Origin of the sequence: Burkholderia sp. SRS-25 (assembly GCF_004343765.1) — a bacterium.
GTDB lineage: Bacteria > Pseudomonadota > Gammaproteobacteria > Burkholderiales > Burkholderiaceae > Burkholderia > Burkholderia contaminans.
This window is the reverse complement of the sequence record NZ_PTXM01000021.1, coordinates 141872-156677: the sequence shown is the minus strand read 5'-3', so window position 1 is coordinate 156677 and position 14806 is coordinate 141872. Positions and strand designations below refer to the sequence as shown.

General features: G+C 68.8%; 15 protein-coding genes. 5 read left to right on the top strand and 10 right to left on the bottom strand.

The annotated features are described in order from the left end of the window. Positions 1-2: 2 nt before the first annotated feature. From flgG to flgB, 6 genes are read right to left on the bottom strand one after another with little or no spacing between them, the layout of a single operon-like run. Positions 3-791, bottom strand: coding sequence for a flagellar basal-body rod protein FlgG (gene flgG / locus C5O79_RS28325; protein WP_046544241.1), 789 nt, complete (start codon positions 789-791; stop codon positions 3-5). Positions 792-825: 34 nt separating this feature from the next. Then, the gene (gene flgF, locus C5O79_RS28320; RefSeq protein ID WP_039369161.1) at positions 826-1584 is read right to left on the bottom strand and encodes a flagellar basal-body rod protein FlgF; all 759 of its coding nucleotides are present in this window, start codon (positions 1582-1584) and stop codon (positions 826-828) included. 19 nt (positions 1585-1603) lie between these two features. Then, positions 1604-2845 (bottom strand): flagellar hook protein FlgE, encoded by a 1242-nt coding sequence (gene flgE / locus C5O79_RS28315; protein WP_047852319.1) that lies wholly within the window; start codon positions 2843-2845, stop codon positions 1604-1606. 33 nt (positions 2846-2878) lie between these two features. Then, a complete protein-coding gene (locus C5O79_RS28310) occupies positions 2879-3634 on the bottom strand; it encodes a flagellar hook assembly protein FlgD (protein ID WP_039369167.1) in 756 nt (251 codons plus the stop codon). Positions 3635-3687: 53 nt separating this feature from the next. Continuing rightward, positions 3688-4113 carry a flagellar basal body rod protein FlgC gene (gene flgC / locus C5O79_RS28305; protein WP_011353470.1) on the bottom strand — a complete coding sequence of 142 codons (426 nt, stop codon included), beginning with the start codon at positions 4111-4113 and terminating at the stop codon, positions 3688-3690. Positions 4114-4153: 40 nt separating this feature from the next. Continuing rightward, the gene (gene flgB / locus C5O79_RS28300; RefSeq protein WP_039369170.1) at positions 4154-4642 is read right to left on the bottom strand and encodes a flagellar basal body rod protein FlgB; all 489 of its coding nucleotides are present in this window, start codon (positions 4640-4642) and stop codon (positions 4154-4156) included. Between the two features lie 204 nt (positions 4643-4846). Here flgB and flgA point away from each other — a divergent pair, with 204 nt between their 5' ends. The 4 genes from flgA (at position 4847) to C5O79_RS28280 (ending at position 8601) form a co-directional block, all read left to right on the top strand. Continuing rightward, positions 4847-6112, top strand: coding sequence for a flagellar basal body P-ring formation chaperone FlgA (gene flgA / locus C5O79_RS28295; protein WP_122474421.1), 1266 nt, complete (start codon positions 4847-4849; stop codon positions 6110-6112). A 118-nt stretch (positions 6113-6230) separates the two neighbouring features. Then, positions 6231-6560, top strand: a complete 330-nt coding sequence (flgM, locus tag C5O79_RS28290) for a flagellar biosynthesis anti-sigma factor FlgM (RefSeq protein WP_046544238.1) — start codon at positions 6231-6233, stop codon at positions 6558-6560. A 73-nt stretch (positions 6561-6633) separates the two neighbouring features. After that, a complete protein-coding gene (locus C5O79_RS28285) occupies positions 6634-7074 on the top strand; it encodes a flagellar protein FlgN (protein ID WP_046544237.1) in 441 nt (146 codons plus the stop codon). A gap of 171 nt (positions 7075-7245) precedes the next feature. After that, positions 7246-8601, top strand: a complete 1356-nt coding sequence (locus C5O79_RS28280; protein ID WP_047852321.1) for an SGNH/GDSL hydrolase family protein — start codon at positions 7246-7248, stop codon at positions 8599-8601. Positions 8602-8620: 19 nt separating this feature from the next. Here the strand turns inward: C5O79_RS28280 and C5O79_RS28275 are convergent, their stop codons facing one another. Continuing rightward, positions 8621-10471 carry a M24 family metallopeptidase gene (locus C5O79_RS28275; protein ID WP_122474422.1) on the bottom strand — a complete coding sequence of 617 codons (1851 nt, stop codon included), beginning with the start codon at positions 10469-10471 and terminating at the stop codon, positions 8621-8623. Positions 10472-10898: 427 nt separating this feature from the next. Here C5O79_RS28275 and C5O79_RS28270 point away from each other — a divergent pair, with 427 nt between their 5' ends. Then, a complete protein-coding gene (locus C5O79_RS28270; RefSeq protein WP_122474423.1) occupies positions 10899-11684 on the top strand; it encodes an XRE family transcriptional regulator in 786 nt (261 codons plus the stop codon). Positions 11685-11736: 52 nt separating this feature from the next. On the opposite strand, the gene C5O79_RS28265 is transcribed toward C5O79_RS28270, so the two are convergent. From C5O79_RS28265 to C5O79_RS28255, 3 genes are read right to left on the bottom strand one after another with little or no spacing between them, the layout of a single operon-like run. Continuing rightward, positions 11737-12978 (bottom strand): multifunctional CCA addition/repair protein, encoded by a 1242-nt coding sequence (locus C5O79_RS28265; protein WP_039354830.1) that lies wholly within the window; start codon positions 12976-12978, stop codon positions 11737-11739. Next, a complete protein-coding gene (locus C5O79_RS28260) occupies positions 12975-13622 on the bottom strand; it encodes a glutathione S-transferase family protein (RefSeq protein WP_122474424.1) in 648 nt (215 codons plus the stop codon). The genes C5O79_RS28265 and C5O79_RS28260 overlap by 4 nt, the downstream gene beginning before the upstream one ends. 47 nt (positions 13623-13669) lie before the next feature. Beyond that, positions 13670-14629 carry a complex I NDUFA9 subunit family protein gene (locus C5O79_RS28255; protein ID WP_046544231.1) on the bottom strand — a complete coding sequence of 320 codons (960 nt, stop codon included), beginning with the start codon at positions 14627-14629 and terminating at the stop codon, positions 13670-13672. Positions 14630-14806: the final 177 nt, after the last annotated feature.

Genomic DNA, 14806 nt, shown 5'->3' with positions numbered 1-14806 from the left:
GGTTAGCTCTTCATCTGCGTGACGGTCTGCAGCATCTGGTCGGACGTCGTCACGGCCTTGCTGTTGATCTCGTAGGCACGCTGCGTCTGGATCATGTTGACGAGCTCCTGCACGACGTTCACGTTCGACGCTTCGACGTAGTTCTGGTTGAGCGTGCCCGCGCCGTTCAGGCCCGGTTGCGACACGTTCGGCGCGCCCGACGACGTCGTCTCGGAGAACAGGTTCTCGCCACGCGCCTCGAGGCCGGCCGGGTTGATGAAGGTCGCGACCTGCAGCGAGCCGATCTGCACCGAATTGTTCGAGCCCGCCTGCGTGACCGTCACGACGCCGTCCTTGCCGATCGTCAGCGACGTCGCGTTCTGCGGGATCGTGATCGCCGGCAGGACCTGGTAGCCGCTCGACGTGACGAGCTGGCCCTGCGCGTTGGTCTGGAACGCGCCGTCGCGCGTGTAGGCGTTCGTGCCGTCCGGCATCAGCACCTGGAAGAAGCCGGCGCCGTTGATCGCGACGTCCTTCGCGTTGCCGGTCTGCGTGAGGCCGCCCTGCGTGTACCGGCGCTCGGTCGCGACCTGCTGCACGCCGGTGCCGAGCTGCAGGCCCGACGGCAGTTCCGTCTGCTGCGTCGAGTTCGCGCCCGGCTGGCGGATGGTCTGGTACAGCAGATCCTCGAACACCGCGCGCGACGCCTTGAAGCCGTTCGTGCTGGTGTTCGCGAGGTTGTTCGAAATCACGTCCATCTGCGCCTGCTGCGCATTCATGCCGGTGGCGGCGATGTAGAGCGAACGGTTCATTTTTCAGGTCTCCTGCATAGGCTGGCGCGGGCGCTCAGCTGAAGTTGAGCAGCTGGTTCGCCGTCTGCTCGTTCTGGTCGGCCGTCTGGATCAGCTTCGACTGAAGCTGGAACGCACGCGCGTTGTCGATCATCGCGACCATCGCGCTCACCGGGTTGACGTTGCTGCCTTCGAGCGAATTCGGCGTGACGACCACGTTCGGGTCGGCGTCGGCCGGATTGCCGTCGGCGGTGCGGAACAGCCCGTCGTTGCCGCGCGTGAGCGTGGCCGGGTCGGGGTTCACGAGCTTCATCTGGTCGACGATCGCGACCGCCGTCGGCGGGTCGCCCGGCATCAGCGCGGAAATCGTGCCGTCCTTGCCGATCGTCACTTCCGCGTTCGGCGGCACCGAGATCGGGCCGCCGTTGCCGACCACCGGCAGGTTGCTCGCGTTGACGAGCTGGCCGTTCTCGTCGACGTGCAGGTTGCCGGCGCGCGTGTACCCCTCGCTGCCGTCGGCCGCCTGCACCGCCAGCCAGCCCGCGCCCTGCACGGCGACGTCGAGCGGGTTGCCGGTGCGCGTGATCGGACCCGGCGCGTAGTCGGCGCCGGGCGTCGACGCGAGCACGTAGGTGCGCGTCGTCGTCGGGTCGACGTTGCTGCCGTCGCCGAAATTCATCGGCACCGCGCGATACGTCGCGAGTTGCGCGCGAAAGCCCGTCGTCGACGCGTTCGCGAGGTTGTTCGCGACCACCGCCTGCTGGTCGAGCGACTGCGACGCGCCCGTCATCGCCGTGTAGATCAGTCGGTCCATGGCTGCCGGTTGTCCGCGCTTACAGGTTGATGATCGTCTGGTCGACGGCCTGCTGCGTCTTGATCGTCTGCGCGTTCGCCTGGTAGTTGCGCTGCGCGGTGATCAGGTTGACGAGCTGCGACGTGAGGTCGACGTTCGAGTTTTCCAGCGCGCTGCCCTGCAGCGTGCCGTGGTTCGTGCTGCCCGGCGCCGAGATCTGCGGCACGCCCGACGCGGAGCTTTCCGCGTACTGGTTGCCGCCGAGGTTCACCAGCCCGTTCGGGTTGTTGAAGTTCGCGAGCGCGATCTGGCCGAGCACGGCGGTCTGGCCGTTCGAGTAGTTGCCGGTCAGCTTGCCGTCGGTGCCGATCGTGTAGGTCGTGAGCGTGCCGCTCGCGTAGCCGTCCTGCGCGAGGTTGTTCACGCCGTCCTTCCCGCCGTACTGCGTCGTGCCGGTCAGGTCGAGCGTGAGGCTCTGCGGCGTCGCCGAGCCGTCGGTGTTCGGCACCGTGAACTGGAACTGGCCGACCGACGTGGTCGGCGTGGGCGGCGTGCCCGTGGTCGTGCTCTGGATCGCGCCCGACGAGTTGAAGTTGACCGTGCCGAGATCGCTCGTGGCGCCGCCCTGCACGCCCGCGTACGCTTCCCACGTGCCGGCCGCCGACTTCACGAAGTACATGTTGACCGCCTGCGAACCGCCGAGCGAGTCGTACACCTGGATCGACGTCGAGTAGTTGTAGGTCGTGTTGTCGGTCGCGCTGAACGGCGTCTTGGTCGGCACCGTGTCCTGCGAGTTCAGGTTGAACTGCGCGGAGATCTTGGTCGTCGCGGTCGGCGCGATGTTGGTCGTCGGCGCCTGCAGCGGCACGGTCTGCGCGGTGTTGATCACGCCGCCGTTGTTGGCCGCGTAGCCCATCAGGTTACGGCCTTGCGAGTCGACGATGAAGCCGTTCTTGTCGCGCTGGAACGTGCCGTCGCGCGAGTACGTCGTCACGCCGTTGTTCGACATCTGGAAGAAGCCGTTGCCGTTGATCGCGACGTCGAGCGACGAGCTCGTCGTGTTGATCGTGCCCTGGCCGAAATTCTGCGCCACCGCGTTCAGCGACGTGCCGATACCGATCTGCGTGTTGGTCGACGTCGCGACCGAGTTCGCGTACATGTCGGCGAACTGCGCGGTGCTCGACTTGAAGCCGACCGTGTTCGCGTTCGCGATGTTGTTGCCGATCACGTCGAGCGCGTTCGATGCACCCGCGAGGCCGCTCAGACCCTGTTGATAACCCATTTCGGTCTCCGTTTCGAGATTGCTCGATCAGTATCAGTTGGAGGGGGTGCCGCTGCCGGACGAATTCGACGCGGACGACGTGGTATTCGGGAAAATCGACGCAACCTGGGTCAGCCCCACGGTCGTGCCGTTCGACAGCACGAGCCCCGCCGTGCCGTCCGCCTGCTTGATCACGCTCTGCACGGTCGACGCCGCGAGCGTCGTGGCCGGCTGCGGCGTGCCGTTGCTGTCGGTGTACGACGCGCTGACGGTGTACTTGCCGTCCGGCAGCGCGTTGCCCGCCGCGTCGGTCGGCGTCCAGTTGAACGGCACGGTGCCGGCCGACTGCGCGCCCGCGTTGATCGTGTTCACTACGGTCCCCGCCGCGTTCTTCACGGTGATCGTCAGGTTCGACACCGAACTCGCGAGCGACACGCCGAACGGCGACGCCGCACCGCTCTTCACCGCGACCGCGTTGCCCGGCGCGAGCACGTTCGTGCCGATCAGCAGCGCGGCCTGCGTCTGCTGGCCGGCCGTGAGCTGCGAGGACAGCGACGTGAGCGACGTGTTCAGCTGCGCGATGCCGCTCACCGTGTTGATCTGCGCGAGCTGCGACGTCATCTGCGAGCTGTCGACCGGGCTGGTCGGATCCTGGTTCTGCAGCTGCGTGACGAGCAGCTTCAGGAACGTCGCCTGCAGGTCGCTCGCCGACGTGCCGTTGGTCGACACTTTGTTGGTGTTCATCGTGTCGGTCGGCAGGTTCGACACGTTGGTGCCGTTGCCGCCGATCGTCGTGCTGGAGGAAGTCATCCTGGGTGGCCTTGTTTCTGGACTGTCGGGTCGGTAAGGTCGGTCGGCGCGGCTTACGAGCCGATCGTCAGCGTCTTGAGCATCAGCGTCTTCGCGGTGTTCAGCGTCTCGACGTTGGCCTGGTACGAGCGCGATGCCGAGATCATGTTCACCATCTCCTGCACCGGATCGACGTTCGGCATCTGCACGTAGCCGTTCGAATCGGCGGCCGGGTTCGACGGGTCGTAGGTCGACTTCATCGGCGACGGGTCGTCCATCACCTTCGTCACGCGCACGCCGCCCACGCCCTGGCCGGACGCGGTGCGCGCGCCGCCGATCGGGTCGGTCGCGAACACGACCTGCTTGGCCTTGTACGGCTTGCCGTCGGGGCCGGTCGCGCTGTCGGCGTTCGCCAGGTTCGACGCGGTGACGTTCAGGCGCTGCGACTGCGCGGACAGCGCCGAGCCGGCGACGCCGAAGATGTTCATCAACGAAGGCATGGAAGCTCCTTTTGCTCGGATTCGGACGCGGTGCGCGCCATCACTGGTTCGACGTGATCGCGGCGATCATCGCCTTGATCTGCTGGGTCATCACGGTCATTCCGGTCTGGTAGTGCAGCGCGTTGTTCGCGAACTGCACGCGCTCGACGTCGAGATCGACCGTGTTGCCGTCGAGCGCCGGCTGCAGCGGCATCCGGTATTGCGCACGGCCGTAGTCGTCCGACGGGCCGCCCGTCGGGATCAGCTTCGCGGTGCCGGCCATGTGGCCCGCCGCCGTCGACACCATCGACATCCCGTTCGTCACGCCGGCCGGCTGCGCCATCGGCAATTGCGCTGCGTTGCTCGGCGCGAGGCCGCCGCCCGCCTGCTTCAGCGAGCGCGCGAGCGTCGACGCGAAATCGACGTCGCGGGCCTGGTAGCCGGGCGTGTCGGAGTTCGCGATGTTCGACGACAGCAGTTCCTGCCGGTAGGCACGCACGTCCAGCGCCTGTCGGCCGAACGCGAATTCCGCATCGAGTTTGTCCAGCATGTGTGCGTCTCTCCGTATGAAGCGCTGCACGCCCCTCATGCCGGATGGCGACGCGAGAGGCTTTTTTCCATGACAGCGATGGTAGGCGTCGGACGCAACCGGCAATCGGGCGAATAACGCGGCAAAGGCCCCCTCTATTCATCGTTTGCGCGACCGCCCCGCTCCCTAGAATGCGAAGCGGAGCAACGGATCGGGGATACGGCGATGACTGGCAGCGCACTTCGCGAAAGGAACGGGCGGCTCACGCACGTCCGGCGTGCGCTTGCGCTCGCCGCGGCGCTGTGGATCGCCGCCCCGGCCGCGCACGCGGACGACGGGATGATCGTGATTCCCGGGCGCGGCGAGACGGCAGAAACCGCAATCGCGCACGCCAATGCGGCGAGCGGCGGGCAGTTCGGCGGGAATGCGGCGATGGCGCCGGGTGCGGGCCTGGCGCCCGACACGGGGCGCGCGGCGAGCGGCGCGGGTGGGAGCGCGGGCGTCGCCGCCGGCGCGTCCGGCACCGGCTACGCGGCGCAACCGGCCGGCACGATGGTCGTGACGACCGTCCCGCCGCCGGCTCCTGCGCCAGCGTCCCGCCCTGTCTACGCAGCCGCCCGCATGAACGCCACAACCGGATATGGCGCGCCGCGCGCCGCCGATCCGAACGCGATCGCGACGGTCGTCGCCGGCACGGCCGAACCCACGTCGAATCCCGCACGATCGACCCCACCGCCGGCCATGGCCGCGCGTCTGGCGGCGGCCCGCGCCGCGTCGGCCGCACCGGCCCCGCGCGCCGTCCCGGTTTCCGCGAACCCGGCCCCGGCGGCCAATGCCGCCAACGCGGCCCTGCCCGTGACGCCGCCCGGCCAGCAGGATCCCGAGTCGATCCGCCGCGCGGCCCTCGCGTTCCTGCAGCAGCAGATCGCAGGCCTGCCCGGCAAGGCCACCGCGACGGTCACGACCGCGTTTCCGCGCGGGCTCGCCGCGTGCACCACGCTCGAACCGTTCATGCCGACCGGCGCGCGCCTGTGGGGCCGCACGACGGTCGGCGTGCGCTGCGCGGGCGAGCGGCCGTGGACCGTCTACCTGCAGGCGAAAGTCACCGTGCAGGCCACCTACTACGTCGCCGCGCGCCAGATCGCGCCTGGCGAGCCGCTTTCCGCGGCCGACCTGGTCGCCCGCGACGGCGACCTGACGGTGCTCCCGCTCGCGGTGATTACCGATCCGGCGCAGGCGATCGGCGCGACCGCGCTCGCGCGCATCTCGGCCGGGCTGCCGCTGCGGCAGGACCTGCTGAAGAGCGCGGCGTCGGTGTCGGCCGGCCAGACGGTGCGGGTCGTCGCGGCCGGGCCCGGCTTCACGATTTCGGCGGAGGGCAGCGTGCTGGCGAATGCGGCGCCCGGCCAGTCGGTGCGGGTGCGGATGGCGGCGGGCCAGATCGTCACGGCGATCGTCAAGGACGCCGGCACCGTGGAAATTCCGTTATAGGGACTGATCCCACGGCAAGAATGTAAAGAATTGTTTATTCGGAGCATTTGGGGCTCGCGATGCTAAAGTTCGGGCCGACCCGGCCGTTATCTGGGTCAAACCGAACAGGAAACCCATCGTGAAGATCGATTCCACTCCGAACCCGAGCCCCCTGGCGCCGACCGGCAACGGCGCGACCCGTGCGCAATCCGGCACGGCCTCGTCTTCGTCCGCGCAGGCGGCCGATGCGGGGTCGACCGGCGGTGACGCGAGCGTGAACCTGTCGGGTCTGTCCGGCCAGTTGCGCTCGGTATCCGCGTCCGGCAACGGCGATATCGACGCGGGCCTGGTCCAGTCGATCAAGGACGCGCTGAACAACGGCACGCTGACGATCGACGCGAACAAGATCGCCGACGGCGTATTGAATACCGCCCGAGAGCTGCTGCAGCAGCAGCGCCCGGGCAACTGAAGCCGGCCTCGCAAGGCCGGCCCCCCCGGATTGCCGGCGCGTCTACCCGCGCCGGCGCGACGAGCATGACGCGATGAGAGAAGAGCTGCTGACCACGGTCAACGACGAACACGCGACGGTCGAGGCGTTCGCGTCCCTGCTCGCGTACGAGGAAAAAGCGCTGACGATGGCGCAGCCGCTCGAGATGCTGCCCGGGATCGTCGAGAAGAAAACCGAGCTGATCGACCGGCTCGCGCAGCTCGAACGCACGCGCGACACGCAGCTTTCCGCACTCGGCTTTCCGGCAGGCAAGAAGGGGATGGACCAGGCCGCCGAGCGCGACGCCCGCCTCGCCGGCCGCTGGCAGTTGCTGCAGCAGTCCGCCGAACGCGCGCGCCAGGCCAATGCGAACAACGGGATGCTGATCCGGATCCGGATGGACTACAACGAGCGCGCGCTCGCGGTACTGCGCTCGGCCCCCGCGCCGGCCGGCGTCTACGGCCCCGACGGGCGCGTGTCGGCTCTCGCGCGCTGATACACTGACCGACCGGCGGCACCGCCGCCACCGTACTTTCCGCATTGCGCCGCCATGCGCGGCATCTCACGTTTCGACAGACCGGGCCCGAGCCCGGCACTCACGGTCCCTTCCGATACACGGTCGCGCAGCCGCGCCGCCGTCCCGTCACAACAATCAGAAGAGGGCCGCATGCCATATTTCCGCATTCCGTTTTCATCCCGCGTCGCTGCCGTTTCCGCCGTCACGGTGCTGGGCGCCGCGTTGACGCTCCCCGTCGCGCACGCCGCCGGCCCCGCGCCGCTGCCCACGCCGACGGGCGACATGTCGCTGTCGCCGGCCGGCCCCGACATCGTGCCGCCGGCCGCATCGAGCCCGCCAGGCGCCACGCCGCGCGCGTCCCACCGCGGATCCGACACCTACACGTACCTGCGCTGCTGGTACCGGATCGATGCGGATCCGCTGAAGCCGGCCGCGACCTACGAATGGGCGCGCAACCCCGCCGGCGGCGACTGGTATCGCGTGTCCGGCTACTGGTGGGCCGACGGCATCACGCAGTGGAAGAACATGTTCTACAGCACGACGACGCAGGACACGCTCGCCGACGTGTGCCGCAAGACGCTGGCCGCGAAGGGCATCAAGTCCGACCTCGTGCAGGCGGTCGCGGCGAACAACGCGCTGTCGTTCAACTACACGGTGTGGACCATCGACGCCGCGCAGCAGGACGCGCGCGTCAACAAGCTGATCGTGTTCGGCGACAGCCTGTCCGACACGCAGAACATGTTCAACGCAAGCCAGTGGAAGCTGCCGAACGGCACGAGCTGGCAGGCGGGGCGCTTCAGCAACGGCCCGGTGTGGGCCGAATATCTCGCGAACGCGCTGCGGCTGCCGTTCTACAACTGGGCGATCGGCGGTGCGGCGACCGACCAGTACCTCGTGGTGCCAGGCCTCGTGCAGCAGATCGACTCGTGGCGCGAGTACATGGATCGCGCGCCGGACTACCGGCCCGCCAACACGCTGTTCGCGGTGTTCGCGGGCGGCAACGACCTGGTGAACTACGGGCGCTCGCCCGAGCAGGCGGCGAATGCGGTGCGCGACAGCCTCGAGCGGCTCGCCGCGGCCGGCGCGACGCGGATCATGCTCGTCACGCTGCCGGACGTGTCGCGCGCGCCGGTGTTCGCGACCCGCACCGACACCGCGAGCGTCGCCGCGCAGGTGAAGGACTACAACCTGCGCCTCGCGGACGCGGCCGCCGCGCTGCGCGCCCGCTACGGCGCGACGCTGCGGCTCGAGGTGTTCGATGCGTATGCGCTGTTCGACGACCTGCTGAGCCACCCGACCCAGTACGGCTTCGACGACGCGAAGCGTTCGTGCCTCGACATCCCGAAACCGTCGTCGCTCACCTACGTGAGCGCGCAGACGCCGCGTATGGACTGCCGCGATCCGGCGCGCTTCGTATTCTGGGACACGCTGCACCCGACCACGCGCACGCATGCGTGGCTCGCCGAGCGGATCGCGCCGCTGGTGCGTGCGCGCCTGCTGAACTGACCGGCGCGGGCGGCAGTGCTTAAAGCAGCGGACACGCGGTGACCTGCGTGCCGCGCTCCACGCACAGCCGCTCGTAGTCGCGCAGGTACGCGCGCTCGTCGTCGTCCAGCAGGTCGAGATCGATCAGGTCCCAGTCGTAGCCGACCGTCACGATGTTCTCGAACGTGACGGTATCCGGCTGCGCGTCGTCCCGGTGGATGATCACGATGTTCTCGATCCGCACGCCGCCCTTGCCCGGCACGTAGATGCCCGGCTCGACCGAAATCACCGCATTGGGCACGAGCCCGTACTTCGCGCCCGGCGCGAACCGCACGCCGCCCTCGTGCACGTGAATCCCGACGCCGTGCCCGGTGCCGTGACCGAAATCGTGGCCGTGGTCGCGGCACACCTGCCGCACGAGCGCATCGACGTCGCCGCCCTTCGCGGTGCTCGGGAAGCGCGTGACGAGCCCCTTGATGCAAGCCTTCAGCGCGACCGTGTAGATCTCGCGCTGCCACGGCTGCGCGACCGTTTCCGGCCGGGTCCGGCGCAGTACCACACGCGTGCAGTCCGTCGCGAAGCCCGTTTCGTAGTACGCGCCGCTGTCGAGCAGCACGAGTTCGCCTTCCGTCAGCTCGACGTCGGCGCTCGCCGCGGTGTAATGCGCGAACGCGCTGTTCGCGCCGTTCGCCGCGATCGACGGAAACGTCAGCGCCACCGCCGAGCGTGCGCCGTACGCGTCGTTGATCGTGCGCGCCAGGTCGTATTCGGTGTGGCGCATGCCCGGCTCGCCGGCCTTCGCCCAGCGCATCGTCTCGGCGATCGCCGCGGAGCTGCGCGCGAACGCGTCGCGGAACCGGTCGAGCACCGCCGGCGTCTTGCTGGCGCGCATCGCCTCGACCGGGTTGAAGTCGGCTTGCCGCGCGTACGGCCACACGCGCTTCACCGCGTCGACGAGCGCGCAGTTCACCGATTCGAAGCCGTAGCACACGCGCTCGACGTCGAACTGTGCGAGAAAGCGCTCGAGCGCCGCGACATCGCGCCGGATCACGTGCAGCGCCGGATACGACGGGAGGGTGACCTCGCAGCGGTCGCAGCCTTCCGGCAGGAACAACGCCACCTGGCCGCCGACCGCGAACAGGAAGCCGAGGTGCGACGACGCATTCGGAATGTGATAGCCGCGGCTGTTCAGCAGATACGCGAGATCGTCCGACGCGCAGGTGAAGAACGCGGTCTTGCCGTCCGGCGCGCCGGTATGCGCGGCGAGCTGGCGGTTCAGCGTGTCGAGGTTCTGCGCGACACTCAGGCCGGTCGCCGATTCCGGTACCTCGAAGATCGGTCGCTCGACGACCCAGCCCGGCAGCGCGATCGCGCGATCGATCTCCCGGTCGGCGAGACTCGTCCAGTCGAGCGACGCGGCCTGCGCCTGTTCGAACAGGCGATCGCGCTGCGCGACGCTGATCCGCCGCGCGTCGTAGCCGACCCGTGCGAGCCGGCTGCCGTGCGCGACCAGCCAGTCGGCCATCGCCTGCCAGATCGTCACGTTCATCCCGAGCTTTTCGATGCGCACGCGCGCCGGATCGCACTGCTGCTCGGCCTGCAGGTGATAGCGGCCGTCGACGAACAGCACGAACGGGGGCAGATCGAGTGCCTGCGCGGTCGCCGCGCTCAGGAAGATCCCGCAGCCGGCCGAGCCGTCGAAACCCGACACCGCGTAGCGCGGATTGTTGGCGAGCGGCAGGTACTCGGTCACGTATTCGTCCTGCGACGTGACCAGCACCGCGTCGAGCCGCGCGGCATCGAGCAGGCGCGACAGGGCCGCCTGCGTGTCGACGACGGATGCGTCGTACGGGGGAAGGCCGGAGAAGCTGTATTTCAGTCGATCGATCATCGGAAGCCCGTTATGCATTGTTGTCGGCGGCCGGCGGTGACGCGGCGGGGTGCAGGCCCGAGGCAGGCCTGGTGCGGCACGGCGCCGCTGCGGGTGGACGTTCGGCCCGGCCCGGCGCGGCACGGCGCCGGACCGCCGTGCCGTTCCGGCAGCAGGTCCTTAAAAAAATTTTCGTCTCACTTAACTTTTTTTGATACGCGCGACAGAATCTAGAGCACGCCGAAATTGAGGTCAAGCTGAAATTTTCGTAGGGCTAAAATCGGCGCGGCGCCTGCGCATCCCGGCACAACGAGAATTCTTCCGGCGACGCTGCGCGGTACAATTCGCCGTCCCGACGGCCGTGCTTCGTGCGATGCGCGAAAATCACCGTCCGGCGACTGCACCGTCCGTCCGCTCCCCTCCCGACTCGTTGTCACGAAAGAGATTCATGGATTCAGACATCATGCGTATCGGCCAGCGCATTCGCCGCCTGCGCCGGGAAGCGAAGAAGACGCTGCTGGAAGTCGCGACCGAAGCGAAACTGTCGGTCGGGTTCCTGTCCCAGGTCGAGCGCCACCTCACCGGTATCTCGCTGTCGTCGCTCGTCAACGTCGCGAAGGCACTCGGCGTGCCGCTCGGCGCGCTGATCGACCAGCCGCGCCAGGCCCAGCCCGATTCGTACGAGGGCCGCCGCAAGCCGTACGCGCTCGACGCCAGGTCGCAGTGGTACGAGCGCCTCTCCACCACGTTCGACGGCAGCCAGATCAATGCAGTCAAGGTGCAGATGATGGAAGGCTACCGCTCGGAATGGGTCGCGCACGGCGGCGACGAATTCGTGTACGTGCTGGCCGGCCGGATCTGCTACACGGTCGGCAGGAAGGACTACCCGCTGTCGCCCGGCGACTCGCTGCACTTCGACGCGCGCAAGCGGCATCGGGTCGCCAACGTGGGTGAAGGGCCGGCCGAGGTGATCACAGTCGGCACGCTGCCGCTGTTCGACGACCGTGGCACGGGGTTCGTGTCGGCGACGATGGACGTCGGGAAACCGGCTCCCACCGCGCGTGCGACGCCGGGCGAGCCGCGCGTGAGCCGCCGCGGGCCGGCGCCCAAGCGGGCGGAGCGCGATCGCGACGCCGGCACGGCGGGAAAGGAAAAGAAGGCCGCGGCCAAGCCGCGCGCATCCGCCGGCAAACGCCCGGCGGCCGCGAAGCCGGCGCGCAAGAAGAAGTCGTAACGGTTGCCGGGAGGGCGACGCACGTCCTTCCTGCCGGGCCTATTCGTCGCCCCTATTCGCCGATCTCGAGCGCCTGCGCGACGGCCTCGATCCGCGCGCGATGCACGGCGTCCTTGATCTTCTCCGTATCGTTGCCGATGCCGCGCGCGATTGCGCCGGCATCGACGCTGCGCGCGGCCGCGAGCGCGACGCGCAGCCGCTCGGCCTGCGGATACGGCTGCGCTTCGAGCCCGAGCCGCCCGCGCGCATCCGATTCGCACGCCTGCAGCATCTCGGCGAAACGTGCCGGCTTGCGCAGCGCGTCGCTGCGCTCGAACAGCCGCACCAGCGCGGCCGCACCCATCTCCATCACGCGATGCAGGTTGCCGTGCTCGCGCGCGACAACCAGCGCGAGATCGCGGCATTCGTTCGGCACGCGCAACCGCTCGCACAACGGCTTGAGCAGGTCGACGCTGCGCCCCTCGTGGCCGACGTGGCGCGGCAGCACGTCGGCGGGCGTCGTCGCCTTGCCGAGGTCGTGCGTGAGCGCCGCGAACCGCACCGGCAGCGAATAGCCCTGCTTCGCCGCATAGTCGACGACCATCATCACGTGTACGCCCGTATCGACTTCCGGGTGGTAGTCGGCGCGCTGCGGCACGCCCCACAACGCATCGACTTCCGGCAGGATGCGCGCGAGCGCGCCGCACTCGCGCAGCACCGCGAACATCCGCGATGGCTTCGCTTCCATCAGCCCGCGCGCGATTTCCTGCCACACGCGCTCGGGCACGAGCGCGTCGACCTCGCCCGCGTCGACCATCCGCCGCATCAGCGCGAGCGTTTCGTCCGCCACCGTGAAATCCGCGAACCGCGCGGCGAAGCGGGCGATGCGCAGGATCCGCACCGGATCCTCGACGAACGCGTCGCTCACATGCCGGAACACGCGAGCACGCAGGTCGGCCTGCCCGTCGAACGGATCGATCACCGGCCCGACCAGGTCACCCTCCGGGCTCACCTCGCGCGCCATCGCGTTGATCGTCAGGTCGCGCCGCGCGAGATCCTCGTCGAGCGTCACGTCCGGCGCGTAGTGGAACTGGAAGCCGTGATAGCCGGCCGCCGTCTTGCGCTCGGTGCGCGCGAGCGCGTACTCCTCCTGCGTCCGCGGATGCAGGAATACCGGGAAATCCTTGCCGACCGGCCGGAACCCCTGCGCGGCCATCTGCTCGGGGGTCGCGCCCACCACCACGTAATCGCGGTCCTGCACGGGCACGCCGAGCAGCTCGTCGCGGATGGCGCCGCCTACTGCGTAGATATTCATGGTTGAGGCTCGTATTCGGCGATCACGTTCGTCTCGCGGCGCGCGGCGTCGATCCAGCGCTGGACGGCCGGCAGCGCCGTCACGCGCGCCGCATAGCCGGCCGCTTCCGGCGACAGGCCCGGTGCGTAAGTGTTGAAGCGCATCACGACGGGCGCGTACATCGCATCGGCAATGCCGAATTCGCCGAACAGGAACGGCCCGCCCGACGCCTCGAGACACGCGCTCCACAGCGCATCGATGCGCGCGACATCGGCGAGCGCGTCGGGGGTCGCGCCGCGCCCCGGCATCGACGCGCGCACGTTCATGCCCATCTGCGTGCGCAGCGCCGCGAAGCCCGAATGCATCTCGGCCGCGACGCAGCGCGCATGCACGCGCTCGAGCGGATCGGCCGGCCACATCGGGAACTGCGGATAGCGTTCGGCGAGCGTCTCGGCGATCGCGAGCGAATCCCAGATCGCGACGCCGTGGTCGTCGATCAGGCACGGCACCTTGCCGGACGGCGAATACTCGCGGATGCGCGCGGCCGTGTCATCGTGGCGCAGCTCGATCGCGATCTCGTCGAACGGGATGCCGAAATGCGCGAGCAGCAGCCACGGGCGCATCGACCACGACGAGTAGTTCTTGTCTCCAATGACGAGTTTCATGACGGTGATCCGGAAAACGCGAAAGTGAAAAGGAAGACGCTGCCGGCCTAGCGGCGCGAGCGGAACCAGTCGAACCGGGAGCGCTGCGCGGCCTGGCCGAGATACGCGGGCGCAATGCTTTCGAGACTCGCGGGCGATATCCCGAGTTCCGGCGCGAGCGGCCCCGACAGCACGTTCGGCACCGACATCGTCGCGAGATTGTCGCGCGTGAGCACGGGCTCGCCGGGCAGGCATTCGAACACGCTCGCCTGCAGCCGCGCGAGCGCGTCGGGCAGCCGCACGATGCGTGCCTGCCGGCCGACCAGCGTGCCGCAATAGCGCACCAGCTGCTCGAGCGTATAGACGGTCGGGCCGCCGAGTTCGTAGGTCTTGCCGTGTGCGGCCGCGAGATCGAGCGTGTTGACGAACGCGCGCACGACATCGCCGACGAACACCGGCTGGAAGCGCGCGTCGGGCATCGCGAGCGGCAGCACCGGCACCGAGCGCTGCAGTGCCGCGAACGTGTTGAGGAACGCATCGCCGGGGCCGAACACGACCGACGGACGGAAGATCGTCAGCGCAAGCGAATCGGTCGCCGCGATCGCATGCAGCGCGGCCTCGCCGTCGCCCTTCGAGCGCTGGTACATGCTTGCGCCGTGCGAATCGGCGCCGAGCGCGCTCATGTGCAGCAGGCGCTGCACGCCCACCTCGGTGCAGGCGGTCGCGAGCGCGGCCGGCAGCGTGACGTGTGCGCGCTCGAAACCGGGCCCGTAGGGCGTGCCGCGGCCGCCGTGCAGCACGCCGACGAGGTTGATCGCCGCGTGCGCACCGGCGACGAAGCGCGCAAGCGTGCGCGTGTCGAGCGCGTCGAGTTCGACGATTTCGACCGGCAGCATCTGCAGGTGGCGCGCGTGGTCACGCCGGCGCGTGCCGATCCGTACCTGCTTGCCGGATTCGATCAGCGCATTGACGAGCCGGCTGCCGATGAAGCCGGTGCCGCCCAGCAGCGCGACGGTCTGGCGATCCATATCAAGGGCCTCTAAGGGGCTGTTCACGCTAATAACGGGCTCGTTCCCCTGTTTGGAAAAAATCTTTCGCGGGGCTGGCCGCCAGAAGGGCCGATCGCTGCGTCATGCTCCTTGCGCTCGGCCCTTCTGGCGGCCAGCGCAAGCCCGTTATTAGCGTGAACAGCCCCTTAAACACTG

Excerpts from the sequence above, each read along its gene's own strand:
- flgG (WP_046544241.1), bottom strand. The coding sequence starts at position 791 with ATGAACCGTTCGCTCTACATCGCCGCCACCGGCATGAATGCGCAGCAG.
- flgF (WP_039369161.1), bottom strand. The coding sequence starts at position 1,584 with ATGGACCGACTGATCTACACGGCGATGACGGGCGCGTCGCAGTCGCTC.
- flgE (WP_047852319.1), bottom strand. The coding sequence starts at position 2,845 with ATGGGTTATCAACAGGGTCTGAGCGGCCTCGCGGGTGCATCGAACGCG.
- C5O79_RS28310 (WP_039369167.1), bottom strand. The coding sequence starts at position 3,634 with ATGACTTCCTCCAGCACGACGATCGGCGGCAACGGCACCAACGTGTCG.
- flgC (WP_011353470.1), bottom strand. The coding sequence starts at position 4,113 with ATGCCTTCGTTGATGAACATCTTCGGCGTCGCCGGCTCGGCGCTGTCC.
- flgB (WP_039369170.1), bottom strand. The coding sequence starts at position 4,642 with ATGCTGGACAAACTCGATGCGGAATTCGCGTTCGGCCGACAGGCGCTG.
- flgA (WP_122474421.1), top strand. The coding sequence starts at position 4,847 with ATGACTGGCAGCGCACTTCGCGAAAGGAACGGGCGGCTCACGCACGTC.
- C5O79_RS28285 (WP_046544237.1), top strand. The coding sequence starts at position 6,634 with ATGAGAGAAGAGCTGCTGACCACGGTCAACGACGAACACGCGACGGTC.
- C5O79_RS28280 (WP_047852321.1), top strand. The coding sequence starts at position 7,246 with ATGCCATATTTCCGCATTCCGTTTTCATCCCGCGTCGCTGCCGTTTCC.
- C5O79_RS28275 (WP_122474422.1), bottom strand. The coding sequence starts at position 10,471 with ATGATCGATCGACTGAAATACAGCTTCTCCGGCCTTCCCCCGTACGAC.
- C5O79_RS28270 (WP_122474423.1), top strand. The coding sequence starts at position 10,899 with ATGGATTCAGACATCATGCGTATCGGCCAGCGCATTCGCCGCCTGCGC.
- C5O79_RS28265 (WP_039354830.1), bottom strand. The coding sequence starts at position 12,978 with ATGAATATCTACGCAGTAGGCGGCGCCATCCGCGACGAGCTGCTCGGC.
- C5O79_RS28260 (WP_122474424.1), bottom strand. The coding sequence starts at position 13,622 with ATGAAACTCGTCATTGGAGACAAGAACTACTCGTCGTGGTCGATGCGC.
- C5O79_RS28255 (WP_046544231.1), bottom strand. The coding sequence starts at position 14,629 with ATGGATCGCCAGACCGTCGCGCTGCTGGGCGGCACCGGCTTCATCGGC.